General features: G+C 65.8%; 20 protein-coding genes. 16 read left to right on the forward strand and 4 right to left on the reverse strand.

The features are described from left to right. Nucleotides 1–70: 70 nt before the first annotated feature. The gene (locus tag D2V04_RS12165) at nucleotides 71–625 is read right to left on the reverse strand and encodes a (2Fe-2S)-binding protein (RefSeq protein WP_119513944.1); all 555 of its coding nucleotides are present in this window, start codon (nucleotides 623–625) and stop codon (nucleotides 71–73) included. A gap of 23 nt (nucleotides 626–648) precedes the next feature. After that, complete coding sequence (locus D2V04_RS12170) at nucleotides 649–1,407, reverse strand: class II aldolase/adducin family protein (protein WP_119513945.1); 759 nt, start codon at nucleotides 1,405–1,407, stop codon at nucleotides 649–651. Nucleotides 1,408–1,519: 112 nt separating this feature from the next. Between D2V04_RS12170 and D2V04_RS12175 the strand changes: the two genes are divergently transcribed. The 16 genes from D2V04_RS12175 (at nucleotide 1,520) to D2V04_RS12250 (ending at nucleotide 19,256) form a co-directional block, all read left to right on the forward strand. Then, nucleotides 1,520–2,866: an MATE family efflux transporter gene (locus D2V04_RS12175; RefSeq protein ID WP_119513946.1), complete on the forward strand. Its 1,347-nt coding sequence runs from the start codon at nucleotides 1,520–1,522 to the stop codon at nucleotides 2,864–2,866. Between the two features lie 59 nt (nucleotides 2,867–2,925). Further along, on the forward strand, nucleotides 2,926–5,268 hold the full coding sequence (locus D2V04_RS12180) for a chemotaxis protein CheA (protein ID WP_119513947.1): 2,343 nt from the start codon (nucleotides 2,926–2,928) through the stop codon (nucleotides 5,266–5,268). Continuing rightward, nucleotides 5,268–5,702 (forward strand): chemotaxis protein CheW, encoded by a 435-nt coding sequence (locus D2V04_RS12185; protein WP_119513948.1) that lies wholly within the window; start codon nucleotides 5,268–5,270, stop codon nucleotides 5,700–5,702. The genes D2V04_RS12180 and D2V04_RS12185 overlap by 1 nt, the downstream gene beginning before the upstream one ends. A 54-nt stretch (nucleotides 5,703–5,756) precedes the next feature. After that, on the forward strand, nucleotides 5,757–6,122 hold the full coding sequence (locus D2V04_RS12190; protein ID WP_119513949.1) for a response regulator: 366 nt from the start codon (nucleotides 5,757–5,759) through the stop codon (nucleotides 6,120–6,122). Nucleotides 6,123–6,204: 82 nt separating this feature from the next. After that, nucleotides 6,205–7,236, forward strand: a complete 1,032-nt coding sequence (gene cheB, locus D2V04_RS12195; RefSeq protein WP_119514272.1) for a chemotaxis-specific protein-glutamate methyltransferase CheB — start codon at nucleotides 6,205–6,207, stop codon at nucleotides 7,234–7,236. Further along, nucleotides 7,227–8,087 carry a CheR family methyltransferase gene (locus D2V04_RS12200; RefSeq protein ID WP_119513950.1) on the forward strand — a complete coding sequence of 287 codons (861 nt, stop codon included), beginning with the start codon at nucleotides 7,227–7,229 and terminating at the stop codon, nucleotides 8,085–8,087. Before cheB ends, D2V04_RS12200 begins: the two co-directional genes overlap by 10 nt. 74 nt (nucleotides 8,088–8,161) lie before the next feature. Continuing rightward, a complete protein-coding gene (locus D2V04_RS12205) occupies nucleotides 8,162–9,694 on the forward strand; it encodes a putative bifunctional diguanylate cyclase/phosphodiesterase (protein ID WP_228766413.1) in 1,533 nt (510 codons plus the stop codon). Beyond that, entirely contained in the window at nucleotides 9,691–11,052 is a 1,362-nt protein-coding gene (locus D2V04_RS12210) for a methyl-accepting chemotaxis protein (RefSeq protein ID WP_228766414.1), read from the forward strand. Before D2V04_RS12205 ends, D2V04_RS12210 begins: the two co-directional genes overlap by 4 nt. A gap of 108 nt (nucleotides 11,053–11,160) precedes the next feature. Further along, nucleotides 11,161–12,267: an ABC transporter ATP-binding protein gene (locus tag D2V04_RS18310; RefSeq protein ID WP_119513951.1), complete on the forward strand. Its 1,107-nt coding sequence runs from the start codon at nucleotides 11,161–11,163 to the stop codon at nucleotides 12,265–12,267. Nucleotides 12,268–12,299: 32 nt separating this feature from the next. After that, nucleotides 12,300–13,343, forward strand: coding sequence for a LacI family DNA-binding transcriptional regulator (locus D2V04_RS12220; protein WP_119513952.1), 1,044 nt, complete (start codon nucleotides 12,300–12,302; stop codon nucleotides 13,341–13,343). Then, a complete protein-coding gene (locus tag D2V04_RS12225; protein ID WP_119513953.1) occupies nucleotides 13,343–14,596 on the forward strand; it encodes an extracellular solute-binding protein in 1,254 nt (417 codons plus the stop codon). The genes D2V04_RS12220 and D2V04_RS12225 overlap by 1 nt, the downstream gene beginning before the upstream one ends. Then, the gene (locus D2V04_RS12230; RefSeq protein WP_119513954.1) at nucleotides 14,593–15,495 is read left to right on the forward strand and encodes a carbohydrate ABC transporter permease; all 903 of its coding nucleotides are present in this window, start codon (nucleotides 14,593–14,595) and stop codon (nucleotides 15,493–15,495) included. The genes D2V04_RS12225 and D2V04_RS12230 overlap by 4 nt, the downstream gene beginning before the upstream one ends. Then, nucleotides 15,492–16,304: a carbohydrate ABC transporter permease gene (locus D2V04_RS12235; protein WP_228766415.1), complete on the forward strand. Its 813-nt coding sequence runs from the start codon at nucleotides 15,492–15,494 to the stop codon at nucleotides 16,302–16,304. The genes D2V04_RS12230 and D2V04_RS12235 overlap by 4 nt, the downstream gene beginning before the upstream one ends. Then, nucleotides 16,301–17,047, forward strand: a complete 747-nt coding sequence (locus D2V04_RS12240) for a carboxylesterase family protein (protein ID WP_119513955.1) — start codon at nucleotides 16,301–16,303, stop codon at nucleotides 17,045–17,047. The genes D2V04_RS12235 and D2V04_RS12240 overlap by 4 nt, the downstream gene beginning before the upstream one ends. Beyond that, nucleotides 17,044–18,396, forward strand: a complete 1,353-nt coding sequence (locus tag D2V04_RS12245; RefSeq protein WP_119513956.1) for a GH1 family beta-glucosidase — start codon at nucleotides 17,044–17,046, stop codon at nucleotides 18,394–18,396. The genes D2V04_RS12240 and D2V04_RS12245 overlap by 4 nt, the downstream gene beginning before the upstream one ends. After that, nucleotides 18,393–19,256 (forward strand): endonuclease/exonuclease/phosphatase family protein, encoded by an 864-nt coding sequence (locus D2V04_RS12250; RefSeq protein WP_119513957.1) that lies wholly within the window; start codon nucleotides 18,393–18,395, stop codon nucleotides 19,254–19,256. Before D2V04_RS12245 ends, D2V04_RS12250 begins: the two co-directional genes overlap by 4 nt. Before the next feature lie 72 nt (nucleotides 19,257–19,328). Here D2V04_RS12250 and D2V04_RS12255 read toward each other — a convergent pair whose 3' ends face one another. Both D2V04_RS12255 and D2V04_RS12260 read right to left on the reverse strand, forming a co-directional pair. Further along, the gene (locus D2V04_RS12255; protein ID WP_119514276.1) at nucleotides 19,329–20,834 is read right to left on the reverse strand and encodes a glucoamylase family protein; all 1,506 of its coding nucleotides are present in this window, start codon (nucleotides 20,832–20,834) and stop codon (nucleotides 19,329–19,331) included. Nucleotides 20,835–20,911: 77 nt separating this feature from the next. Further along, nucleotides 20,912–24,034 carry a TonB-dependent receptor gene (locus tag D2V04_RS12260; protein ID WP_119513958.1) on the reverse strand — a complete coding sequence of 1,041 codons (3,123 nt, stop codon included), beginning with the start codon at nucleotides 24,032–24,034 and terminating at the stop codon, nucleotides 20,912–20,914. Nucleotides 24,035–24,170 lie beyond the last annotated feature (136 nt).

Consider the following 24,170-nt stretch of genomic DNA (forward strand, 5'->3'; position numbering starts at 1 on the left):
GGGACCTCAGGTAATTTGTGGACGACCAGGAATTCCGAGCCCCCTGCCTTCGCAGGAACTCGCGCCTTGCTTACTCCCGGGCCTCGCTCTCCGGCACCGCCATTGCCGGTACTTCCTCCGCTGCGTCTTCCGCGCTGATCCCCGGCGCAGGTGCGGCACCGATGCGTTCGAGCCGCCGCGCGACACGCCCTGCCCGCTGAATGGCGTGGACCAGCCGTGGATAGACGCCACAGCGGCACAGGTTGGGGATCGCCTGCTTGATCGCCTCTTCCGAGGGATCGGGGTTGGCCTGAATTAGCGCGGCCGCGGCCATGGCGATGCCGGGCGTGCAGAAGCCGCACTGGATCGCCTGCTCGGCGACGAGCGCCTGCTGCACCGGATGCGAACGGTCGCGGCTCAGCCCTTCGATCGTCGTGACGTAGCGCCCCTCAGCCTCGGCCAGCGTGATCAGGCACGACCGCAGCGCCTCTCCATCGACGATCACCGTGCAGGCATGGCAATCGCCCACCCCGCAGCCGTATTTCGTGCCGGTGAGGTTGGCCGCGTCGCGCAGCGCCCAGAGCAGCGGCGTCTCAGGGTCCATATCGAACCGGACCGGACGGTCGTTGACGGTGAGCGCGGGCATCCGGTTCGGCGCGATCTAGCCCGTCAGTCGCGCCAGCTCGAATCGATCCGATCGACCTTGCGCTTCCACGCCTCGAAATCGGCGTAGCCCGGCCCGCCCGGCGCCTGCGCCTGGCTGAGATCGCGCTGATGGACGTTGATGACGTCCTGCGAGACGTGGATCGGCCTACCCTGGCTCAAAGTCGCGACCTGGATTTCGCAGGCACGCTGGAGTGCCCAGGCCTGCACGAACATCTCGTGGATCGTGCGGCCGAGCACCACGGGCCCGTGGTTGCGCAGCATCAGGATACGCTTGTCGCCGAGGTTGGCGAGCAGCCGCTCGCCTTCTTCCTCGCGTACGGTCACGCCTTCGAAATCGTGGTAGCCGATCTGGCCCTGGAAGTTGCAGGCGTAGAAGCTGATCGGCAGCAATCCGCCCTCTGTGCTGGAGACCGCCATCGCCTCGGTGGTGTGCGTGTGACAGATCGCGTGCGCCCAATCGAGGTGGCGGTGGAAATAGGCGTGCTGGGTGAAACCCGCCTTGTTCACCGGGTAATTGCCGGACAGCACATTGCCGTCGATGTCGATCTTGACCAGGTTGGACGCGCTCACTTCCGAATAGAGCAGCCCGAACGGGTTGATCAGGAAGGCGTTGTCCTCCCCCGGCACCTTTACCGAGATGTGATTGTAGATCGATTCCGACCAGCCGAAATGGTCGAAGATGCGGTAGCATGCGGCGAGATCGAGCCGGGCCTGCCATTCGGCCTCGCTGCATTCCATCCGGGGTTTGAGCTGCGTCGCCACGGGCACTCTCTCCTTCGATTGCTTTGCGCCACTTATCGCACGGAGCACCGCTCCGGCACAAGCGCCTGCCGGCAGCCTTGCAATCGCGGGGCACGGCGCTATCGGCAGGCGCATGAGCGAGGGCGCCAAGCTGACGCGCGGATCGATCCGCGGCCATCTGGTGACCCAGACGCTGCCGATGATCATCGGCGTCGCGGCAATCATGTCGGTCGGGCTCATCGATGCCTATTTCATCGGCCAACTCGGCAGCGCCGAGCTTGCAGCGGTCGCATTCGTTTTTCCGGTCACCATTGCGCTCTCAAGCCTGGGGGTCGGCGTCATGGTCGGGGTCAACTCGGTCATTGCGCGGGCGTTGGGTGCGGGTCATACCGAGCAGGCGGCCCGACGGGCGAACTTCGGCGGGGTGTTCGCGGTCGTGCTCGGCGCGGTCCTAGGGCTGGCGCTCTACCTGCTGCTCGATCCGCTCTTCCGACTGATGCAGGCGTCCGACGCGCTGCTGCCGCTGATCCGGGCCTACATGGCGCCGTTCGCGCTCGGCATGCCCGTGCTACTGCTGCAGATGGCGCTCAACGGCGTGCTCCGCGGCCAGGGGGAGGCGCGCAAGACCACGATCGTCGCGTTCACGTTCGCCATCGCGAACTGGGTGCTCGACCCGCTGCTGATCTCGGGTGCCTTCGGCTTCGAAGGCTTCGGCATGGCGGGCGCCGCCTACGCCTCGATCGCCGGCTATGCGCTGGCGATCGTCACCGCACTATGGCTGATCGCGAGCACCGAACTGCCGATAAGGCCGAGCCTGATCCGCCAGTCCCGCTTCGGCGAATCGGCGAGCGCGATTCTGCGCGTCGCGGGTCCGGCCGCGTTCTCGAACGCAGTCAATCCGATCGGGCTGTCGATCCTCACCGCCCTGCTCGCCGCGCAGGGAGAGGCAGCGGTGGCGGGCTTCGGTGCGGCCGGGCGCCTACAGAGCTTCGCGGTCGTACCCCTGCTAGGACTCTCGGGCTCGATCGGCGCGATCGTGGGGCAGAACTGGGGCGCGGGCCGGCCTGACAGGTCGCGGCTCGCCATGCTGGAGGCGGGCGTGTTCTGCCTCGCCTACGGCATCGCGCTCGCCTTCGTGCTGTTCGCCGCGGGGGAGTGGTTCGCGCGGTTCTTCACCGACGATCCTGCGGTGATTGCCGAGTTCGACAGTTACCTGCGGATCGCCGCCTGGGGCTATGCGGGTTTCGGAATCCTGATCGTCGCCAACGGTGCGCTGAACGCGGTCGACAAGGCCGGCTGGGCGCTGACGCAGAGCTGTGCGCGGGTGTTCCTGGTCATGCTGCCCTTCGGATGGCTGCTGCGCCCGCATTGGGGCGCGGAGGCGATCTATGCTGCGGAGCTTGCCGCCAACGTCGTCGGCGGCACGATCGCGGCGCTCATCGTCTGGCGTGCGCTGCGGCACTTTCCCGGGAAGCAGTGACCGTTCGTTAACCATCCTTGGCCATACCTTTCCGCATTATCGGGGGGGCTTGGATTTCGATGGACGACCTGCTGGCAGATTTCGTGGCTGAAACCCGCGAGATGCTCCAAGCGATCGAGGGTGAGATCGTGGCGTGGGAAGCCGATCCCGCGGACCGCGAGCGGCTCGATGCGATTTTCCGTTTCGTCCATACGGTCAAAGGCAACTGCGGTTTCTTCGATTTCCCTCGGCTCGAGAGGCTGAGCCACGCTGCGGAAAGCGCGCTGTCCGAAGTGCGCGCCGGTCGCCGGCGGGCCAGCAGCACGCTGGTCACGGCGGTGCTCGCGGTTATCGACCGCATCACCGACATGATCGAGGCGATCGACGCCGGCGAGGAACTGCCGGAAGGCGGCGACGACATGCTGATCGATGCGCTGGAACCGGGGCGCGACGAGCCCGACAGCGAGATGATCCAGGCGGGAGAGCAGACCAGTCCCCGGGCGGCGCGGACAGGCAACACGCGCTCGATCCGGCTGCCGGTCGAGTTGTTGGACCGGGTAATGAGCGGCGTTTCCGACATGGTCCTCGCGCGCAACGAACTCGCCCGGCGACTGCGCGACCACGGCGCCGATCCCGCGCTGCAGGCCCCGTTCGAGCGCCTCTCCACCATTCTCGACGAGGTTCGCGAAGGCGCGACCCGAATGCGAATGCAGCGGCTCGAGCATCTGTTCGGCGCCCTGCCGCGCATGGTCCGCGATCTTTCCGCGGAGCTCGGCAAACAGGTAATGATCGATCTCGAAGGCGGTGACGTCGAACTCGACCGCGAGATGATCGAATCGGTACGCGATCCGCTGACGCATATCCTGCGCAATGCGGTCGATCACGGGGTCGAACCGCCCGCCGAGCGGCTTGCTGCAGGCAAACGCGAAATCGGCATCATCGCCGTGTCCGCGCGCCGCACCGGCAACCGCATCACCATCGCGGTGAGTGACGACGGGCGCGGAATCGCGCTCGACAAGCTCGCCAAAAAGGCCGTGGCGGCAGGTGTGGCGAGCGCCGCCGATGTTGCCGCGATGACGGGCGAGCAGAAGCTCGACCTGATCTTCGCTCCCGGGCTCTCGACCGCCGACACTGTAAGCCAGGTCTCCGGCCGCGGCGTCGGGATGGACGTGGTGCGCGCCAACGTCGAGAAATTCGGCGGCTCGGTCTCGGTCTCAAGCAAGGAAGGCAGGGGCACGATCGTATTCCTCCACTTGCCGCTGACGCTCAGCATTGTGGAGGGGCTGACGGTGAAAGTCGGCCCGCATACGCTCGGCCTGCCTCGTTCGTACATCGTCGAGATCGCACGCAGCGTCTCGCGCTCGGTCGAAGTCGATCGGCTTGGCGACGGTATCTTCCTCACCTTCCGCGGCGAACGCGTGCCGTGTCTCGATCTCGCCGAGGTGCTCGGGCTCGAGGAGAAGGTCGATCTCGACCGCGCCACATTCGTTTTCCTGCGGCTCGTCAGCGGCGATCTGTTCGCGCTCGCGGTCGACCGGGTGCTCGACAACGAGGACTTCGTGCTCAAGCCCCTGTCGCCGGCGCTGGAGGCAATCGGCCTCTACGGCGGCACGGCGCTGCTCGACGACGGCAAGCCGATCCTCAAGATCGACGTTCCCCGCCTCGCCGACGCATACGGATTGGCCAGCCATACGCGCATCCGCACCACAATCCAGGAGCGCAGTGCCGAAGCGTCCGCGCCCGTGGAGCACGCGGTCGTCTTCACCTCCTTCGCCGGACGAAGGCGCGCCATCCGCATGGCACCCATCCGCCATATTCATACGCTGCCGGTCTCCGCGATCGAGCCGACCGAGGCCGGAATGCTGGCAACCGTCGACGGCGCGATCCTGCCGTTGCTGGGAACCGAAGGTGGGACGTTCACCAACGAAACGATCACCGCGCTGCGCCTGGGGGATGGTGAGGTCGAGCTGCTCTACGCGGTGGCGGGCATCGTCGATTCGGTAGAGCTACCCGGCCCCGTCGTGCCGCTCGAAGGCGAGGACACGCTGGAAGGCACGGCCCTGATCGACGGCGCCATCGTCGGCGTGATCGACGCGCACGGGCTGTTCGCCCGTTATGGCCGCACTGCCATGCCCGCCCAGCGCCCGACCTGCCGCCTGCCGGGCTCCGACCCGTGGGTGGCGAGCTTCCTCGAACCGCTGATCCGGTCGGCCGGGTACGACGTGCTCGGCGACAGCGACGGGTGCGCTGCCGACATCACCGTAACGCTCGACACGGCAGAGGAACCTGGCGGCGCCGCCGCAGCCGTCGTCCGCCTGCGCTCGCGCCCCGAAGGCGCCGAACACGATCCGGAAAGCATCTACCGCTACGACCGCGAAGGGCTCCTCTCGGCCCTCGCCCGCGTACGCACGGGAGCACGATAATGGGCAGCTTGCTTCTCCTCACGCGTATCGGCGGACGCCCGGCCGCGTTCCGGGCCGAGGACATCGGCTCGATCGTCGAGTTGACCGAGATCGCCCCGGTTCCCCGCGCGCCGGACTTCGTCGCCGGCCTCACCGGCTTGCGCAGCCGCGCGCTGACCGTGATCGACAGCCGCAAGGCTCTCGCCCTCCCCGGCACTCCCGACCCGCCCGACGTGCGCGCACCTGTCGTCGAAGTGGGCGGGCATGCCTACGCCCTGCTTGTCGACCGAGTGGACGACGTCGTCGCCGCTGAGGGGGAGCCTACGCCGCCGCCAGCCACGCTGGGGCCTGCCTGGGCGCGGGTCGCGTGCGGAATGATTGAAACTGCCGCCGGTCCTGCCGTTCTGATCGATGTGGCCGCCCTGGTCGCGGGCCCGCATCGGGCTGCCGCTTAAACGATTGGTTACCTGGAACGAATAATCCGGGATTGCAGAATAAGGATCGCATAAATGAAGACCTGTCTGATCGTCGATGATTCGCGTGTGATCCGCAAGGTGTCACGCCACATCCTCGAATCGCTCGGCCTCTCGGTCGAGGAAGCGGAAAACGGCGAAAAGGGCATCGCGCATTGCGAAAGGGCCATGCCCGATCTGGTGCTGCTCGATTGGAACATGCCGGTGATGACCGGCATCGAATTCATCACCCACCTGCGCCGTATGCCCGGGGGTGACGTGCCCAAGGTCGTGTTCTGCACCACCGAGAACGACATTGCGCACATCCGCGAGGCAATCGGGGCCGGCGCCGACGAATACGTGATGAAGCCGTTCGATCACGAGACCCTGCAGATAAAGCTCCAGCTCGTCGGAATGGCCTGAGGGCCGGCCCGTGGGTGCGGAGAGCAGCATCGCGACCGGAGAGGCCGGAAGGCCGCCGACGGAGCGAACGCCCATCAGGGTGATGATCGTCGACGATTCGCTGACGGTCCGCGCCGTGCTCTCCAGGATCATCGCGCCCGAAGGCGATATGATCATCGTGGGCAAGACGGGCAGCGCGGAGAATGCGCTCGCAGCCCTCGCGACCGCTCCTGCCGACGTCGTGCTGCTCGATCTCGAAATGCCCGGCATGGGCGGCCTTCACGCGCTGCCCAAGATCCTCGCCGCGCATGCCAGCACGCAGGTGCTGGTCGTTTCCTCGCTCACCGAAGACGGAGCGGAACACACGCTGGCGGCGCTTTCGATGGGCGCTGCCGATACCATGCTCAAGCCGCGCAGCGGCGAATTCGATCAGCACTATCGCACCGCGCTGCTGCAACGCATCCGTGCGCTGGGCCGGCGCAGGCGTACAGGCGCGGCTGTCATGCCGCCGGACGAGCCGCCGCTACGCGCGCGCAACAAGCGGGATGGCCCGCTCGAAGTCATCGGCATCGGCGCCTCGACCGGCGGCATTCATGCGCTCTGCATGCTGCTGCGAAGCCTGCCGCGCTATATCGAAGCGCCGATCCTGGTCACGCAGCATTTGCCCGAAACCTTCATGCAGGTCTTCGCCGGGCAGCTCGAGCTTGCGAGCGGGCGGGAAGCCGTGGTGATCGACCGCGCGATGCCGGTCGAAAGCGGGCGCATCCATATCGCGCCCGGCGACGGGCACCTTCTGCTTCGCCGGGAAGCCGGTGAACTGCTTGCAGATACGGCCGCTTTCAGAGCGCCGAGCGGATGCATGCCCTCTGTCGATGTCATGTTCGAGAGTATGGCCGAAGCAACCGAACACGCGGCGCTCGGCATCGTCCTCTCGGGAATGGGCCGCGATGGTCTGATCGGTGCCGAGCGGCTGATCCACGCCGGCGGCAATATCATCGCACAGGATGAGGCCAGCTCTTCCGTCTGGGGCATGCCGCGCGCCGTCGTCCAGGCAGGGCTGGCTTCGGCCGTGCTCCCGCCGGAGAAGATCGCCCTGCGGATCGCGCTCCACGCCGGAGAAGCGGCATGGAGGTGACTCAGATTTCCCACCGGATCATTGCCGACCTGCTCCTCGAGCGAACCGGACAGCAGCTCACCGCAACCCGCCAGTGGCGCATCGGCAGTGCGCTAGCGGGGGTGTTCCGCGAATATGGGATCGACAATGTCGACCAGCTCGTCTGCATGCTCGGCACGGGCGATTGCGAGGAAGTCTCGCGCAAGGTCGTCGAAGCCCTGCTCAACAACGAGACCTACTTCTTTCGCGACCGCCAGCTCTTTCAGCAGCTATCCGAAACCGTCCTGCCCGACCTCGCCGCCAAGCGCGCGGGCACGCGCCGCTTGTCGATCTGGTCCGCCGGCTGCTCGACCGGGCAGGAGGCGCTGTCGCTGTCGATGATGTTCGCGGATCGCCCGCACATGTGGCGCGGATGGAAGATCGAGATTCTGGGCACCGATGTTTCGTCTCACGCGATCGCCGCCGCCCGGCGCGCCTGTTACAGCCAGTTCGAGATCCAGCGCGGTCTCGGCGTTGCGCAGATGCTTCGCCACTTCAACGAGACGCCGCGGGGATGGGAGCCAGACCCGGCGCTGCTGGCGCCGATCTGTTACCGCGTCGGCAACGTACTCGACATGCAGACGCGGCCCGAGCGCTTCGATCTCGTGCTGTGCCGCAACGTGTTGCTCTATTTCGACGGAGAGACGCGGCGGCGCGCGCTCGGCCGCGTGGCCGACAGCCTGCGCGATGACGGCTGGCTGATGCTCGGCGCCGGCGAGACGATGGCGGGCACAGGCGGGCGTTTCGAGCCCGCCACGGACGTCCAGGGGCTCTACCGTCGCGTCGAAGCGCGGGCACCGGCTCTCGGCACCCGAATGGCGGCTGCAAGGTAAATCGGCGTTTAACGCTTCTTTAGTGCCGCAACGCTAACTTGCGGAGCAAGAACAGGGATTTGGGGTCCGGGCGGGTGACACTTGAGGGGGAAAATCACGGTTTGGCGCCGCGACTGCTGGTGGTCGCGCCGGTAGCCATTCTGACGGCGATCTTCGCCGCGATCTGCCTCGTCCTGTCGATGAGCGACGATTTCCCGCTCACCCAGGCCTCGCCACCAATCCTCGTCGGCATCGCCGCCTACGCGATCGCCGTGCTGTTGCTGCTGCGTTTCGGCTTTGCCCACGTCGCCCGGCTCGAGCAGCTCGGCATGACAGATAGCCTCAGCCAGCTTCCCAATCGCCGTGCGCTTCACCGGAACATCGCCGCAACCGCGACGACCGGGCATGAAATGGCCGTGGCGTTGATCGACCTCGACGGCTTCAAGACAGTCAATGATCTCTATGGACACGGGGTTGGCGACCGTCTGATCAAGGAAGTCGCACTGACCCTGCGCCGCCTGTGCGGCAACGACGCCGCCGCCTATCGCCTGGGCGGAGACGAGTTCGCGGTGAGCATGGTGGGGCCGCTCGCAGGAACGCTGCTCGAAGGGATCTGCCGCGGCCTGCTCGAGACGCTGTCGCAGCCAGTCGCACTCGACGACCGGCGCATCCCGATCGGGGCGAGTGTCGGGCTCGCTCGCTGTATGACCGGCGGAACGCTCGAATCCTCCGAGCTGCTGCGCCGCGCCGACGTGGCGATGTACGTATCCAAGCGCGACGGCAAGATGCGCTGCACCTGGTTCAAGGACGAGTTCGACCGCAGCCTGGAGGCGATGCGCGATCTCGACAACGAACTGCGCGCGGCGCTGCTCAACGAAGAATTCCGCGTTCACTATCAGCCCTTGGTGGACGCAAGGACACACCGCGTCGTGGCGGTGGAATCGCTGCTGCGGTGGCAACGCCCGGACGGGCGGGACGTGGGCCCCAACGTGTTCATTCCGGTGGCCGAGGAATCGGGGCTGATCAATGCGATCGGTCTGTGGGTGCTGCGCCGCGCCTGCACCGATGCCCTCCCATGGGGCATCCAGCTTTCGATCAACATCTCTGCCGCACAGCTCCGCAATCCCGAATTCCCGTTCCAGCTCGGACAGGTTTTGGAGGAGACCGGCTTTCCGCCCGAGCGGCTCGAGCTGGAGATCACCGAGACCTGTCTCGTGCTCGACCCAGTCGTCGCCGAGCGCAGCCTGGACCTGGTGCGCGGCCTCGGCGTCGATGTCGTGCTGGACGATTTCGGTACCGGCTATGCCTCGATCGGCTTCCTGCGGCAGTTCCGCTTCGAGAAGCTCAAGCTCGACCGCTCGCTGGTTGTCGATTCGGCGGTGGACGAGAGCCTGCGCGCAATGATGCTTTCCAGCATCTCGATGGCGCGCGCGCTCAAGATGCGGGTGACGGCCGAAGGGGTCGAAACCGAAGCCCAGGCCGCAATGGTACGCAGCGCCGGCTGCGACCACATCCAGGGCTGGCTCTTCTTCGCACCGATGCCGGCTGACGATATCCCACAGCATCTCGCCCCAGCGCTCCTCGAGAAGGACACGGCGAAGGCCGAACCGGGAAGGAAAGTAGCATGAACGCCCCGACGACGATCATCGTGCCCGACGAGATGCGCGACGAGATCGAGCAGGTCGAGCTGAAGCAGTCCGATGCCGACGCAACCCGCGCCGATTTCGCGCTCATGCGCCGGTTCAACGATCAATCGCTTGCGCGCAAGACCGTGCTGCTCGGCGGACTTCCCCTCGTCGCACTCGCCCTGGTGACCGTGCTTGCGTGGATCGGACTGTCTTCGGCGGAATCGCAAGCCGCGTCGGTGCTACGCTGGCCGATCGTCGCCATCACGGTGCTCGCCGTCGCGCTCGGCCTCGGCGCAATCCGGGCCATGCTAACCGACGTTTCGGAGCAACTCGGCACCCTCGCGCGCGACATGACTTCGCTGGTGGCCGGCCATCGCGATTTTACGATCCGCGGGATCGATCGGCAGGACGAGATCGGCGAAATCTCGCGCGCGTTCGAAGTTTTCGTCAAATCCGGCGTCAAGCTCGACGAATTGTTCGCCAACCGCCGCGCGGAACGCGAGCGGCGCGAGAAGGAAGTCCGCACGTTCGCACGCACGTTCGAATCGAGCGTGGGCGAGGTCGTCTCCGGGGTTGGCGCAGCCTCGGCTCAGCTGAAGGCGACTGCCAGCTCGATGGCCGTCGCTGCCGAGCAGGGCGCAGCGCAGACCCAGCGCGTGGCGCAGGCGATGGCCGAGGCGTCCTCGGGCGTCACCGCCGCCGCCGCGGCGTCGGACGAATTCGCAATGTCGATCGGCGAGATCAGCCGCCAGGCGGCACAGTCGGCCGAGCTCGCACGGCGCGCGACCGGCTCGACCCGGGAGGCCAACGATACGATCTCCACCCTGTCCACCACGGCCGAGCAGATCGGCCAGATCGTCGAGCTGATCTCGACCATTGCGCAGCGCACCAACCTGCTCGCGCTCAACGCCTCGATCGAGGCGGCACGCGGCGGGGAAGCCGGTCGCGGCTTCGCGGTCGTCGCGTCTGAGGTCAAGGAACTCGCATCGCAGACCGGCCGCGCAACCGAGCAGGTGGCGCAGCAGATCCGCGCGATCCAGGAATCGACTGGGGCCAGTGTGGGCGCTCTGCGCACGGTCGCAGATCAGGTGCAGCAGCTCGAATCGACCGCTGTCTCGATCGCATCTGCAGTCGATCAGCAGTCGGTCGCGGGGCAGGAACTGGCGCGCAACATCGACCTCGCCGCACGTAGCGCGAGCGAGGTACAGGCGAGCGTCGACCAGATCCGCGAAACCGCCCTCTCCACCGGTGCAGCCGCTTCGCAAGTTCTCAACTCGGCAACCGAGCTCGAAACCCAGGCATCGACGCTGCGCAGCCAGGTCGCGCGGGTCATGCAGGTGATCCTCAAGCGGAGCTGAAGGTCCGGCGCCAGCGCTCTCACGCACAAGATCCTTGGTGCACGGCGCTTCGCAGCGCTATGGCGGCAGCGGACGACGGGAACCATCCCGGCGGAGGGAGAGACGCAATTGCCGGGTGCAACGCTATCCGGGGTCGGCAAGAGCTTTGGCGCAGTCACGCTGTTCGACGGACTCGACTTGTCGGCCGGCGACGGCGAGTTCGTGGTGCTCGTCGGGCCGTCCGGCTGCGGTAAGTCAACGCTGCTCCGGCTGATCGCGGGGCTCGATCGGCCCGACAGCGGCGAGATCCGTATCGGCGAACGGCAGGTCGATCGCTTGCCCCCGGGCGAGCGAGGCGTCGCCATGGTGTTCCAATCCTACGCCCTCTATCCGCAGATGACGGTCGCGCAGAACATCGCCTTTCCGCTACGCATGGCCGGGCGGCCGAAACGTGAGCTGGACGAAAGCGTCAGGCGCACCTGCGAGCTTCTGGGGCTTTCCGAGCTAATGGATCGGCGCCCGGCTGAGCTGTCGGGCGGGCAGCGGCAGCGCGTCGCCATCGGCCGCGCGATCGTGCGCGAGCCTGATGTGTTCCTGTTCGACGAGCCGCTGTCCAACCTCGACGCCAACCTGCGGGCGCAGATGCGGCGCGAGTTCGCCGAACTGCACGCGCGGCTCCGCGCCACGACGATTTACGTCACGCACGACCAGGCCGAGGCGATGGCTCTCGCCGATCGTATCGTGCTGATGCGCGACGGGAGGATCGAGCAGCAGGGGACGCCCGAGGACCTCTATTGCCGCCCGGCGACCCTGTTTGCCGCGGAATTCTTCGGCCAGCCGCCGATCAACCGGCTGCCCGGTCGCATTCTCCGTGCCGACACGCGAAGAACCGAGATCGCTATCGGTGACGGCGAGTCGATCGTGCTCGGCCCACTCACCGGCGGCGGCCCTGCGCGCGACGATGTCGTGGTCGCGATCCGGCCCGAAGCGCTGACGGCACGGCCGGACGGCGGCACGATTGCGCTCGCTCCGCGCGCGGTCGCATTCGTGGAATGGTTCGGCGGGGAACGCCATGCACAGCTCGGTACCGGCGATACTGCACTGGTCTGGCGGACCGCCGGCGATCGCCTGATCGCCACAGGCGAGAGCATCACGCTCCATGTCGCTCCGGCGAAAGTGCATCTGTTCGACGACGAAGGACGGGCCGTTCCCCACACAGCATTGCCGAATTTGTGAAAACGGTTACATTGACTCGGGAGAGGGAAGGCATGGTCACGATTCGGGATGTTGCGCGGGAAGCCGGCGTTTCGATCGCCACGGTGTCCCGCGCCCTGAACGGGCACAGCAACGTCACCAAAGCCACTCGCGAAGCGATCGAGGCCGCGGCCAAGACGCTCAACTTCGTGCCACACAGCGGCGCCCGCAGCCTGACCAATCGCCAGACCGATACGATCGGTGTAATTCTGCCCGACCTGTTCGGCGAGTTCTTCTCCGAAGTCATCCGGGGGATCGACAAGATCGCCCATGGCGCGGGCAAGCACCTGCTGCTCGGCAACATGCACGGCAGCTCGCATGAAACGACCAGCGCGATCCGTTCGATGCGCGGGCGGGTCGACGGGCTGCTGCTGATGCCGCCCGATTCCACCGCAGAGTTGCTGTCCGACCACCTCGACGCCAACATGCCGACCGTCCTGCTCAACGCGCAGGCGGAGGGCCGAGACGTGCCCTTCGTCGCCGTCGACAACTATCACGGTGCGCGGACGATCACCGAGCATCTGATTGCTCGCGGGCGCAAGCGGATCATCCATATCGCCGGCCCCAAGCACAATCGCGATGCGCGCGAGCGCCTGCGCGGCTTCGCCGACGCCATGCGCGAAGGGCTGGGGGAAAAGCACCCGGTCGTCCTGCCGGGCGACTTCACGGAAACGGCGGGCCAGGAGGCAGCACGCCTGCTGCTCGCCGGGCAGGTGCCCGCCGACGCTGTCTTCGCATCCAACGATGTGATGGCAGTAGGGCTCATGTCCGTGCTTGACGAGGCCGGCGTGGCCGTGGGCGCGGAAACGCTCGTTGCCGGCTTCGACGACATCCCGCTCGCCCGCCACGTCAGCCCCAAGTTGACGACGATGCAATCGAACATGGCGCAGCTCGGTTCCACCGCTGCAATGCTGCTGCTGCGGATGCTGCGCGGCGAGGAACTCGGTAGCGAGCACGGCGTGGTGCTCTCTCCCCGACTGGCGGAACGTGGTTCGACCGGACGTGCGAGTCCCAATGGCGGTGCGACCATTGCAGGTGCGCCGGCCGACGCGGCCTGATGACTGACAGTCTATCGCGGCGGGACGTTCTCGCGGCGGGGATCGCCGGCTCCGCCGCACTCGCGCTGGGCGGGTGCCGAGGCGATGCCGGACTGACTTTCTGGGCCATCGGCAACGAGGCGACGGCTCTCCCCGCCCTGCTTCCCAAGCTCGGGCTCGGCGGGATCGACGTGCAGCCTCTGCCGTGGTCGGGCGCTCATCAGAAGCTACTGACGGGGTTCGTCGGCCGGTCGCTGCCCGATCTGGCGCAAGTCGGCAACAGTTGGCTCGCAGAGCTCGCGGCGCTGGACGCGATCGAACCGGTCCCCGCCGCACTCGACCCCGAAGCAGACCAGTTCTCGGCAGTGATCGAGAGCAACCGCATCAACGGGCGGCTGGTGGCGATGCCCTGGTACGTCGACACGCGCGTGCAGTTCTACCGCACGGATATCTTTGCTCGTGCCGGTTATGCCACGCCGCCGCTGGACTGGAGCGGGTGGAAGCGGGCGCTCGCCCGTATCCGGGCACAGAGCGCGGGTGAAACTTACGGTGTTCTCCTGCCACTCGACGAATTCGAGCACCTGCAGACGTTGGCACTGTCCGCCGGTGCGACGTTCCTGAAGGAAAACGGCACGCGCGGCGCTTTCACCGCGCCGGAATTCATCGAGGGGCTGGCCTTCTACAAGTCGCTGTTCGACGAAGGGCTGGCGCCCGTCGTCGCCGGCGCGCAGATCGGCAACCGCTGGGCCGAGTTCGCGCGAGGGTGGTTCGCGGTCTATCCGGCCGGCCCGTGGATGATCGGGGAAATGCGCAGCCGCTTGCCGGTTGCGATGCAGGATCTGTGGAGCACGGCACCGCACCCCGGCCCCGGCGGCCCCGGAGCGACTGCAACGGGTGGGTCGAGCCTCGTCGTGTTCAGCCGCGGCCGCCGCAAACGCGAGGCCTGGGAAGTCGTGCGCCGTATGCTCGATCCGGCGGCGCAACTCGCGCTGCACCGGGCGACCGGCGACCTGCCCGTGCGACGCTCCGTCTGGCGCGAGACCGAACTCGCTGGGGACCGCGTGGTCGCACCCTTCGCGCATCAGCTCGAACGCGCGCAGCCTTTACCCAAGGTACCCGAGTGGGAGCGCGTCGTCACGGAGATGCAGGTCGTCGCCGACCGCATGGTGCGCGGGGACTACACGGTGCGCAGCGCCGCGGCGGAGATGGACCTGCGCGTCGACGAGATCCTGGCCAAGCGGCGCTGGATGATGGAACGGGGGCGTCTGGCATGAGCGCCACAGGGGTCAAGGCGGAGCGGCGCGCCGGATGGCTGTTCAGCGCCCCGGCGCTGCTCGCGATCGCACTGTTCTTCGTCCTGCCGACGATCGCCTCGCTCGCGCTGAGCCTGACCGACTTCGACATCTACGCCCTCGCCGATATCCGCAACCTGCGCTTCGTCGGACTCGACAATTACGCCGAGCTGCTTGCCGACCCGCTGTTCTGGACCGCACTCGGCAATACGCTATGGTTCGTCGTGCTCGGCGTGCCGCTGGTGCTGGTCGTGTCACTCGCGGCGGCGCTCCTCGTCAACGAACGCATGGTCGCATGGCGCCCCGTCTGGCGTGTCGCGTTCTTCGCACCTTACGTCGCGACGCTGGTGGCAGCCGCGGTGGTATGGAAATACCTGCTCCATACCCGCTACGGCCTCGTCAACTACGTGTTCGGCACGCTCGGTCTGCCAACGGTCGACTGGCTCGGCGATCCACACTGGGCGATACCCGCGATCACGCTGTTCGTGGTCTGGAAGAGCTTCGGCTACGCCATGCTGATCTTCCTCGCCGCGCTGCAGACCGTGCCGCGCGACCTGGTCGAGGCAGCGCGGATCGATGGTGCCGGGTGGTGGTCGCGGCTGCGCCATGTCACCCTGCCAGCCCTCGCACCCGCGGCCGGGCTGGTCACGATCCTCACGGTGATCGCCATGTTCCAGCTCTTCGCCGAGCCCTACGTGATGACCGAGGGCGGCCCGGCGCAATCGACGATCACCGTGCTCTACTTGATGTTCGAGGAGGGCTTTCAGTGGTGGAACCTCGGCACCGGTGCTGCGGTCGCGGTCGTGCTGTTCGTCTGCATTCTGGCCGCGGCGCTGCTGCCGGCGCTGGCTATGCGCCTGCTGCGAGTATGCAGGTCATGACCGCCGGCCGCGCCATAACCGCGCTCGCTGCGCTGTTCGCAGCGATCACGCTCGCGCCGCTGCTGTGGATGGTGTCGGTCAGCCTGATGCAGCCGGGCGAAGCAGGCCAGTTCCCGCCGCCGCTAATCCCCGCCGACCCGACGCTGGCCAACTATCACGAGCTTTTTGCGGCGCAGGGCATGGGCGTGTTCCTGGGCAACAGCCTGCTCGTCTCAACCCTTGCGACGCTGCTCGCACTGCTGTTCACCCTCCCCGCGGGCTACGCCTTCGCCAAGCTGCGCTTCCGGGGGCGGACCGCGACGGTGCAGACGCTGCTCGCTCTGCTGCTGATCCCCGGGCAGATCGGCATGCTGCCGCTGTTCCTGGAACTGAAGGCAATAGGCCTGGTCAACTCCTATGCCGGTGTCCTCATCCCGTGGCTTGCCGGGATCATCGGGATCTTCCTGGTGCGGCAATACGCGCTTTCGATCCCCGATGAACTGCTGGAAGCGGCGCGGATCGACGGCGCGAGCGAGTGGGACATGTTCCGTCACGTCGTGCTGCCGATCCTGCGCCCGGCGATCGCGACGCTGGCCTTGTTCGTGTTTCTCGGGAGCTGGAACGATTTCATGTGGCCCCTGATCGTGCTGTCCGATCAGGATCTCTACACCCTGCCCGTCGCTCTCGCCTCGCTGGGGCGCGAGCGGGCGCAGGATATCGAATTGATGATGGCCGGTTCGGTGGTCACCACCGTGCCGGTGCTGCTGCTGTTCCTGGCGCTCCAGCGCCAGTTCATCGGCGGGTTGCTTGCAGGGAGTGTCAAAGGATGAATTGGGTTCGGATGTTGCCGCTGGTCCTCTTGCTAGGGGCCTGCACCGGTCATGCGGTCGCGGCAACACCGCCGCCGGCGTACGAGAGCGGGCAGCATCCGCAGCCGGCGGTCGACGAAGGGGGCTACGTCTATCAACTTCACCTGCCGCCCGGCGTCGCGACGACAGACGAGGACGCGCGCTGGCCCCTGATGATCTTCCTCCACGGTTCGGGCGAACGCGGCAGCGACGTCGCCAAGGTCAAAGTCCACGGCCCGCCCAAAGTCGCCGACCGGCAGACGGACTTCCCTTTCATCCTCGTCTCCCCGCTGCTGCCGGCGGAAGAAGACTGGGACGTCGCCAAGCTGGACGCGATCGTGGATCACGTGATGGAAACGCTGCCGGTCGATCCCGCGCGGGTCTATCTGACCGGCCTCAGCCGCGGCGGTCATGCGACCTGGCGCTGGGCGGCGGCGGAACCGAAACGCTTCGCCGCCATCGCGCCGGTCGCCGGGCGTGGAGACCCCGCCAGCGCCTGTGCGCTGACGGACACGCCGGTATGGGCCTTCCACGGGGACCGCGACGACGTGGTGACGCCCGAGGGCAGCTTTGCCATGGCGCGCGCGATCCGCGCTTGCGGTGGACATCAGAGCCGCCTGACGATCTATCCCGATCTCGGTCACAACGCGTGGGATCCGGCCTATAACGATCCCGCACTCTACCTGTGGCTACTGTCTCATCGTCTCGAAGGGCAGGCGCCATGAGCGGCTTTCCCAAGAGTTTCCTGTGGGGCGCGGCCACGGCCGCCTACCAGGTCGAGGGCTCCCCGCTCGCGGACGGCGCCGGGGCCAGTATCTGGCACCGCTTCACCCACGACCCGCGCCTGATGATCGCGACCGGCGATACGGGGGACGTCGCTTGTGACCACTACAACCGCATGGAAAGCGACGTGGAGCTGATGAAGCAGCTCGGGCTGCAGGCCTACCGCTTCAGCGTCTCCTGGAGCCGCGTGTTGCCCGAGGGCACGGGTCGCGTGAACGAGGCAGGGCTCGACTTCTACCGCCGCCTGGTCGACCGCCTGCTCGAAGCCGGGATCGAGCCGCTGGCGACACTCTACCACTGGGATCTGCCGGCCGCACTCGACGACCGCGGCGGCTGGCTGAATCGCGAAAGCGCGGAGTGGTTCGCGGAATATGCCGGCGTCATGTTCCGCGCGCTCGACGGCAAAGTGAAGAAGTGGGCGACGCTCAACGAGCCGTGGGTGGTGGCAGACGGCGGCTATCTCAACGGCGTGCTCGCACCAGGGCACCGCAGCATCTTCGAATGCGCGATCGTCAGCCGTAACCTGATGCGCGCGCACGGCCGTGCAGTACAGACCTACCGCGAATGCGGCGCGCACGAAGTCGGCCTGGTCATCAATATCGAGCCGAAGTACCCGGCCAGCGACAGTTCGGAGGATCTCGCCGCCACCGCGCGCGCCGATGCCTACATGAACCGCCAGTACTTCGACCCCGCGCTGCTCGGAACCTGCCCCGAGGAGCTGCGCGAGATCTACGGCGAGGCGTGGGAGGACTGGTCGGCCGAGGACCTGGCGCTGTGCTGCCAGCCGGTCGATTTCGTCGGCATCAACTACTACACCCGCAGCGTCGTGCGTTCGTCGGACACGGCGTGGCCCCTGTTCGCCGAACACGTGGTGCAGGAAGGCGCGCCGCATACAGAGACCAACTGGGAAGTCTTTCCCGAGGCGATGACCCGCACGCTGTTGTGGTTTCGTGAGCGCTACGGCGACCTGCCGGTCTATATCATGGAGAACGGCGCGGCCTTCTCCGACCCCGCGACCAGCGATGCCGACGGCATTCTCGACGAGGATCGCTGTCAGTACCTCGCCGAACACATCGCCGCCGTGCGCGACGCGATCGCGGCCGGGGTGGACATTCGCGGCTATATGGTCTGGTCGCTCTTCGACAATCTCGAATGGGCGCTCGGCTATGCCAAGCGCTTCGGAATCGTCCACGTCGACTATGAGACGCTCGCGCGCACGCCCAAGCACAGCGCGCGGCTCTACGGTCAGATCATCGCCAGCAACGGCGCCGAACTGGAGCACGCCGCATGAAATTCCTTCTCTCTCTCCTCACCGCCCTTCTTCTCGCCGCGTGCGCGCATGTGCCGGCGGAATCGGCCGAAGGTCCGCCCATCCGGGCGATGACGTTCAACATCCGGCTCGACGTCGCCTCCGACGGCGGAAACGCCTGGCCGCACCGCAAGGAAATGGTGGAGGCCGTTATTCGGCACGAAGCCCCCGATGTGCTCGGCATGCAGGAAGTTCTGCTGCACCAGAAGCAGTATCTGGAATCCGAACTGACCGACTACACGTTCGTCGGCGTCGGCCGCGATGACGGGGCCGACGCCGGGGAATTTTCGCCGCTTGGCTGGCGCAACGACCGCTTCGCGATGGTGGACTCGGGTACGTTCTGGCTCTCACCGACGCCCGAGGCGGCCGGCAGCAAGGGTTGGGATGCCGCCCTTCCCCGCATCGCCACATGGGCCATCCTGCGCGATCGACGCAGCGGCGAGACGATCCGTGTGCTCAACACCCATTTCGACCACATCGGCACGGTCGCGCGCGCAAACGCCGCGCGGATGATCGCCGAATGGGTCGCCGGCGGCGATGCGCCCGCGATCGTGATGGGCGACTTCAACGTGACGCCGGATAGCGAACCCTACCACGTGCTCGCGAACACGGCGCAAAGCGGCCTTTCCGATACGCGCACGATCAGCAGCACTCCGCCCTATGGCCCGCCCGGCACTTTCACCGGTTTCGACATCATGGCAGCAGCCGAGGGGCCGATCGATCACATCTTCGTGACGGCCGGCTTCGCAGTGCAGCGGTATGCGGTGGTGACGCAGCATTGGGAGGGCCGCCTGCCCTCCGATCACTATCCGGTCGTCGCCGACATCCAACCGCAGCGGTGAGGCCGAGAACCGTCATCCCGGCGCAAGCTGGGATGACGAGCTGGCGGAACGACGGTCCGCCGGCGAGCCGGCCTACTTGCCCTCGTCCAGCCAGCCGCCGGTGAACCCCAGGCGCTCGAGCCCGCGACGGATGTGCGGATTCTTGCGCATCGTGCGCCATACGAGGCCGCTGCGATGGTTCTCCATCATCGCCAGGATCGGCCCCTGGTCGATGCCGATATAGTCTCGCGCGATCCAGCCGAGTTCCGGATCGACCGTGCCGCTGGGGCTGCCCACGTCGACGAACGTGTAGCTCGGATTGAAGGCATCCTTGAAGCCGTATTCGGTGTAGAGCGTCTTGCCGTAAGCCGCACGCATGTTCATCAGCGCGTCGATGGTTACATCGGGCGCGAACGGGATCGAGCCGCCGGCCGCAGTCGGCACGATCGTGCCGTCGTCCACCACCCGCTCGGCGCTCACGCCACGCGCGGAATAGCCCATGAATTCGCGTGGCTTGCCGTTGACCACGCGGCCGTTGCCGGCGTTTGTCGGCCCGTCGGAAGCGGTCCAGCCCCAGATGTCGGCCGAATAGCCGATCCAATCGTTGGGATTGTCCACGCCGTAGGCGCGCTGGCTCAGCGTCGCGCGGCGGCTGTTCTCGAAATAGTCGATGCCCATCCCGCGCATGAATTGATCCTGGATGCCGCGGAAGTCGACCCAGACGTGGCTATACTGGTGCCCGAACAACGGCTCGAACTGCAGATGCTCGTAGCCGTAGTAGGTGCCCCAGTCCTTCTCCAGGTTTGCCGCCCAGCCGGTGTCCCAGGCGTCCTTGTCGATCGGATGCGTCGGTGATCCGGCAGCGAGAACATAGACCAGCATGCCTTCGTTGTAGCCGACCCAGTCGTGGGTCCCGAAGTCGCCGTTCTCGCCGCGGTCGGGATACCAGCCCATCGCGATGGCCTTGCCGCTGCCGCCGTTGCCGGAGGGAATCTCGCTGTTCTCGCGCTGCACGAACGTCCAGTCGACGCGGCGGTAGATCTTCTCCGCCAGGTCGCGGATCTCGGCCTCGCGCGGCGTATCACGATCGAAGTAGCTCTGCGCGAAGAGCACGCCGCCGAGCAGCAGCGACGTATCGACGGTCGACAGCTCCGTCTTCCCGCGGCGCGTGCCGCCCTCGTTTGTGAGGAAGTGGTAGAAGAAGCCCTTGTATCCCGTGTTGCCAGAGACCTCCGGCCCCTGCGGTGCGTTCCAGTAGAATTCCAGGCAGTCGCGCGTGCGCTCTGCGGCCTGCTCACGCGTGACATAGCCCCGCTCGGCGCCGATACTGTAGGCCGTCAGCGCAAACCCGGTCGCCGCGATCGAGGAGAACGGATTGCTCGGCCAGCGATCGGGCGCGAGGCAACGCTGGGTGTCGGTAGTTTCCCAGAAGTAATCGAACGTACGGCGCGAGAGCTGCTCGGCGAACTCCGCCTGCGTGAGTTGAGGCAGCGCGGCAGCGGAATTCTCCGTCACTCCGGCGGGAGGCGGCGTGGGGGTAGACGTGCACGCGGCCAGCGCCAGAAGCGGCAGCGCAAGCGATCCGAAACGGAAGGACATCATAGCTCCCAAGGTCAGGAGGGCGCCCGGTCAAGGGAGGAGGAGGGGATGACCGGGCGCCCGAACAGTGTCGATGATCAGAACGAGAAGCCGGCGGAAAGCTTGATCGTGCGGGGTGGATTGCCGCCGACGCCGAAGCCAGTTCGCTCGCCATAGACGGTGGGCGAATTTTCGGTCCGCGTGTCGTCCGCGGGATTGTTGTTGAAGTTAGTATAGTTCCGATCGTTGAACAGATTGATGATATCGACCCGGAAGCGGAGTCGCGATTCGTCGCTCAGGAAGCCCAGCGGAACGTACTTGGTGAACGCCAGGTCCATCTGCCGGCGGCCCCAGCGATCGCCATTGCCGTCCTCAAACCTGCCGACGATGATGCGCTCGAACGGATCAGCGATGTTGCGGAACGCCTGCATATAGCGCGGCGATTCCAGAGTGAACTTGGCCGACAGTGCCGCTTCGAACGGCAGGTCGACACTGCCCGCCGCGACGAAACGGTGACGCGGCACGCCCGACGAACGCATCACCGGATAATCCTCAATCGACGGATAGTCGAGTGAGAACACCTCGTTGAACTTCCGGTTCTCTTCCGCTTCCGTATAAGTGTAGGTGGCTGTGAGGCTCCAAGGCGAAGACGGCGAATAGTTCTTGGTGAGCTTGAGGTAGGCCGCGTCCGAACTCGTCTCGAGCCCATTGTCGCCGATGATCAGGTTGCCGTAACCCGGAGGAGTGAAAGACCAGGGAGTCTGCGGCCCCTCGCCCGGCTCGGGATCCGGCTGGAAGTACGAACCGTCAGGCCGACGATTGCCGAGCAGGAAGACGAACCCGTCCTTGCTCTCGATGTGGGTGTAGCCGGCTTCGAGCTCCACTTGATCGAAGCGCGTGCGCAGACCCAGGCTGAACTGATCCGAATAGGGCATTTTCAGATCGTTGTTGATGAACCGGAGTTCGCTACCGCCGCCGCCAGGCGTCCCTTCGGCAAGCCCCGCCAGCCCTTCCGGCGTCAGATATATGGGATCCCACGGAATACAGGTCGGCGAGGGATCGCAATCGTTTTCCGGATCGCCGGTGTCGAAGTTGAAGGTACGAGTAGTGAACGACCCGACGCTGATTTCCTGCTGAAGGAAGTCAAACTGGTTGCGGCTGTAGGAGCGGCCGTAGCCGCCGAACAGCACGAACTGCCCCTCTTCATCGAGATCATAGCTGAACCCGACGCGCGGCTGGAACGCACCCATGAACGGCTCACGCTCGTTTCCGGTCGAGATGTAGTCGTTGATGTCGTAATTGGCATTCGCGAGATTCGGATAGAGCGGCTCGCCCGTAACGGGATCGAGTGTCTGCCCCGTCACGAGATCGACGACGTCCTGATCGTGGACGAAATCGAGATACGCGGGGGTCTTCTCGTAATCCCAGCGAATGCCGAGATTGAGCGTCAGACGGTCGGTGACCTCCCAGTCGTCCTGAATATAGACGCCAAGCTGGAAGTTGTCGGATTCGATCTGCGATTCACCGAAGCCGCTCTCGTATCCGAACTGCACGCGATAGGGGATCACGTCATTGAACGTACTTCCGCCGCCAGTGGGATCGTACGCCACGTTGTAGGTGTAGGTCGGATTGGTGTTGTTCAGCTGAAGTGTTCTCAGGGTAACCCACTTCGCCTTGATTCCGGCCTTGATCGTATGCCTATCCAGGCCGGTGTAGGTGAAGTCGTTCTGGATTCCCCAGCCTTTCTGCCCCTTATCCTGATAGTTGGAGCTTCCACCGATCCGAAGCAGCTCGCCTCGTTCGATCTCATCGGGATCCTCGGGCCGCGGCGCGGCATAGGCAAACAGAAAGGACGGTTCGAACAACCCAGGTGTGGGCGCCCACTTCGCATCTTCGTAAGTGAGTTTGAGGTCATTCACCCAGGTATCGGCGGTATGCTCCCAGCGGGCCGTGGCGCGCAGCTCTTCCGTGTTGATGAGGCTGCGCCGCGACTCGGCATTAATGCCGCCGGCCAACTGCTCACCCGTCTCGTCGCGATATTTAGCCGAGATCTCGATCAGATCGCTCCCGCTCGGCGAAATATCGATTTTCCCGAAATAAAGATTCTCGTTGAACGTCTCGTTCGTCGTGCCGAAGTACCCTTGATACTTTTCGGGAAAGAAACTGATATCCCGGCCCAAGCCCGGCTCGATATCAACCGGACTTTCGATACGCTTACCTTCGTAGGTAACGAAGAAGTGCATCACGTCCTTGATGATGGGGCCGCCGAATGCTCCGCCGAACTGCATGTCCTGCGTCTCGACCTTCGCGCCATCATCTTCGTAGAGCTCCGATGGCGTCGGATCGCGCAGATCCTGATTGGTGAAATCGAAGAAGCCTTCACCGTGGAACTCGTTTGTGCCCGATTTGGTGACCGCTGTGATCGCGACCGAGCTCACCTGATCGAACTCCGCCTTGTAGTTGGAACTGATCACGCGATACTCGCCAATCGCCAGCTGCGGGAAGGGATTACCGCGCGAGGTATCTTGGCCGGTGATCCCGTTCTTCAGGATGTAGTCCTTCTGCCCGACGCCGTCTATGAAGACGTTGACTGTGCTGCTGTCCTGCGCACCACCCTGGAGGCGCGAAGCACCATTCGCGCCCGTCACAAACATTACGCCCGGCGCCAGATCGGCGAAGGCCAGGAAGTTACGGTTGTTCTGCGGCAGTTGCTCGATCAGGCGCTGTGTGATGTTCACGCCGACTTCCCCGCCTTCCATCGTACGGATGCGCCCCGCCGTGACGAGGATCTCTTCGCCGCTTGAAGCTGGAGGCGTCTCACCGGCGTCGGTTGGCAGGGCCTGCGGCGCGGCGAGATCGAAGTCGAGCACCGCATCCTGCGCCACAAGAAGCGTGAACTGGTCGGTCTGACGCACACCGTCCGCCGTCGTAATCTCGAGGCGGTAGATGCCGGGACGCAGCGAAGCGAACTGATAGCTGCCATCGGCGCCCACCGCCGAGACACGGCGGATGCCGGTATTGACCTCGATCGCGGCGATCTGGGTCACGCCTTCTGCACCGGTGATCCGACCGCGCAGCGAAGCAGTCGATTCCTGCGCCTGCGCCGGGGCGACCATGGCGAGCGACATCGCGCCACCGGCAACGCCGAGAGCGAGCGCTGCGGCCAGCTTACGGGCGAAGCGGGGGTTGGTGCGAGCGGTATGGGATTGGGTATGCGACATGAATTTCTCCCCGTGGTCGGCCGCATTCTCAGCGCGATCCGAAAGACTTTGCACTCGGCCGCGCCCCTCGGCGGGACACTGCCGAATCAAAATGTGCAAGAGTCTTGTAACCGGTTTCATATCCCCTGTATAGCCT

The organism is Pelagerythrobacter aerophilus, assembly GCF_003581645.1.
GTDB classification, from domain to species: domain Bacteria; phylum Pseudomonadota; class Alphaproteobacteria; order Sphingomonadales; family Sphingomonadaceae; genus Pelagerythrobacter; species Pelagerythrobacter aerophilus.

Coding starts and splice junctions, on each gene's coding strand:
- D2V04_RS12260 (WP_119513958.1), bottom strand. CDS start 24,034: ATGTCGCATACCCAATCCCATACCGCTCGCACCAACCCCCGCTTCGCC.
- D2V04_RS12185 (WP_119513948.1), top strand. CDS start 5,268: ATGGGCAGCTTGCTTCTCCTCACGCGTATCGGCGGACGCCCGGCCGCG.
- D2V04_RS12210 (WP_228766414.1), top strand. CDS start 9,691: ATGAACGCCCCGACGACGATCATCGTGCCCGACGAGATGCGCGACGAG.
- D2V04_RS12250 (WP_119513957.1), top strand. CDS start 18,393: ATGAAATTCCTTCTCTCTCTCCTCACCGCCCTTCTTCTCGCCGCGTGC.
- cheB (WP_119514272.1), top strand. CDS start 6,205: ATGATCGTCGACGATTCGCTGACGGTCCGCGCCGTGCTCTCCAGGATC.
- D2V04_RS12200 (WP_119513950.1), top strand. CDS start 7,227: ATGGAGGTGACTCAGATTTCCCACCGGATCATTGCCGACCTGCTCCTC.
- D2V04_RS12245 (WP_119513956.1), top strand. CDS start 17,044: ATGAGCGGCTTTCCCAAGAGTTTCCTGTGGGGCGCGGCCACGGCCGCC.
- D2V04_RS12255 (WP_119514276.1), bottom strand. CDS start 20,834: ATGTCCTTCCGTTTCGGATCGCTTGCGCTGCCGCTTCTGGCGCTGGCC.
- D2V04_RS12235 (WP_228766415.1), top strand. CDS start 15,492: ATGACCGCCGGCCGCGCCATAACCGCGCTCGCTGCGCTGTTCGCAGCG.
- D2V04_RS12240 (WP_119513955.1), top strand. CDS start 16,301: ATGAATTGGGTTCGGATGTTGCCGCTGGTCCTCTTGCTAGGGGCCTGC.
- D2V04_RS12175 (WP_119513946.1), top strand. CDS start 1,520: ATGAGCGAGGGCGCCAAGCTGACGCGCGGATCGATCCGCGGCCATCTG.
- D2V04_RS12220 (WP_119513952.1), top strand. CDS start 12,300: ATGGTCACGATTCGGGATGTTGCGCGGGAAGCCGGCGTTTCGATCGCC.
- D2V04_RS12190 (WP_119513949.1), top strand. CDS start 5,757: ATGAAGACCTGTCTGATCGTCGATGATTCGCGTGTGATCCGCAAGGTG.
- D2V04_RS12225 (WP_119513953.1), top strand. CDS start 13,343: ATGACTGACAGTCTATCGCGGCGGGACGTTCTCGCGGCGGGGATCGCC.
- D2V04_RS12165 (WP_119513944.1), bottom strand. CDS start 625: ATGCCCGCGCTCACCGTCAACGACCGTCCGGTCCGGTTCGATATGGAC.
- D2V04_RS12180 (WP_119513947.1), top strand. CDS start 2,926: ATGGACGACCTGCTGGCAGATTTCGTGGCTGAAACCCGCGAGATGCTC.
- D2V04_RS12230 (WP_119513954.1), top strand. CDS start 14,593: ATGAGCGCCACAGGGGTCAAGGCGGAGCGGCGCGCCGGATGGCTGTTC.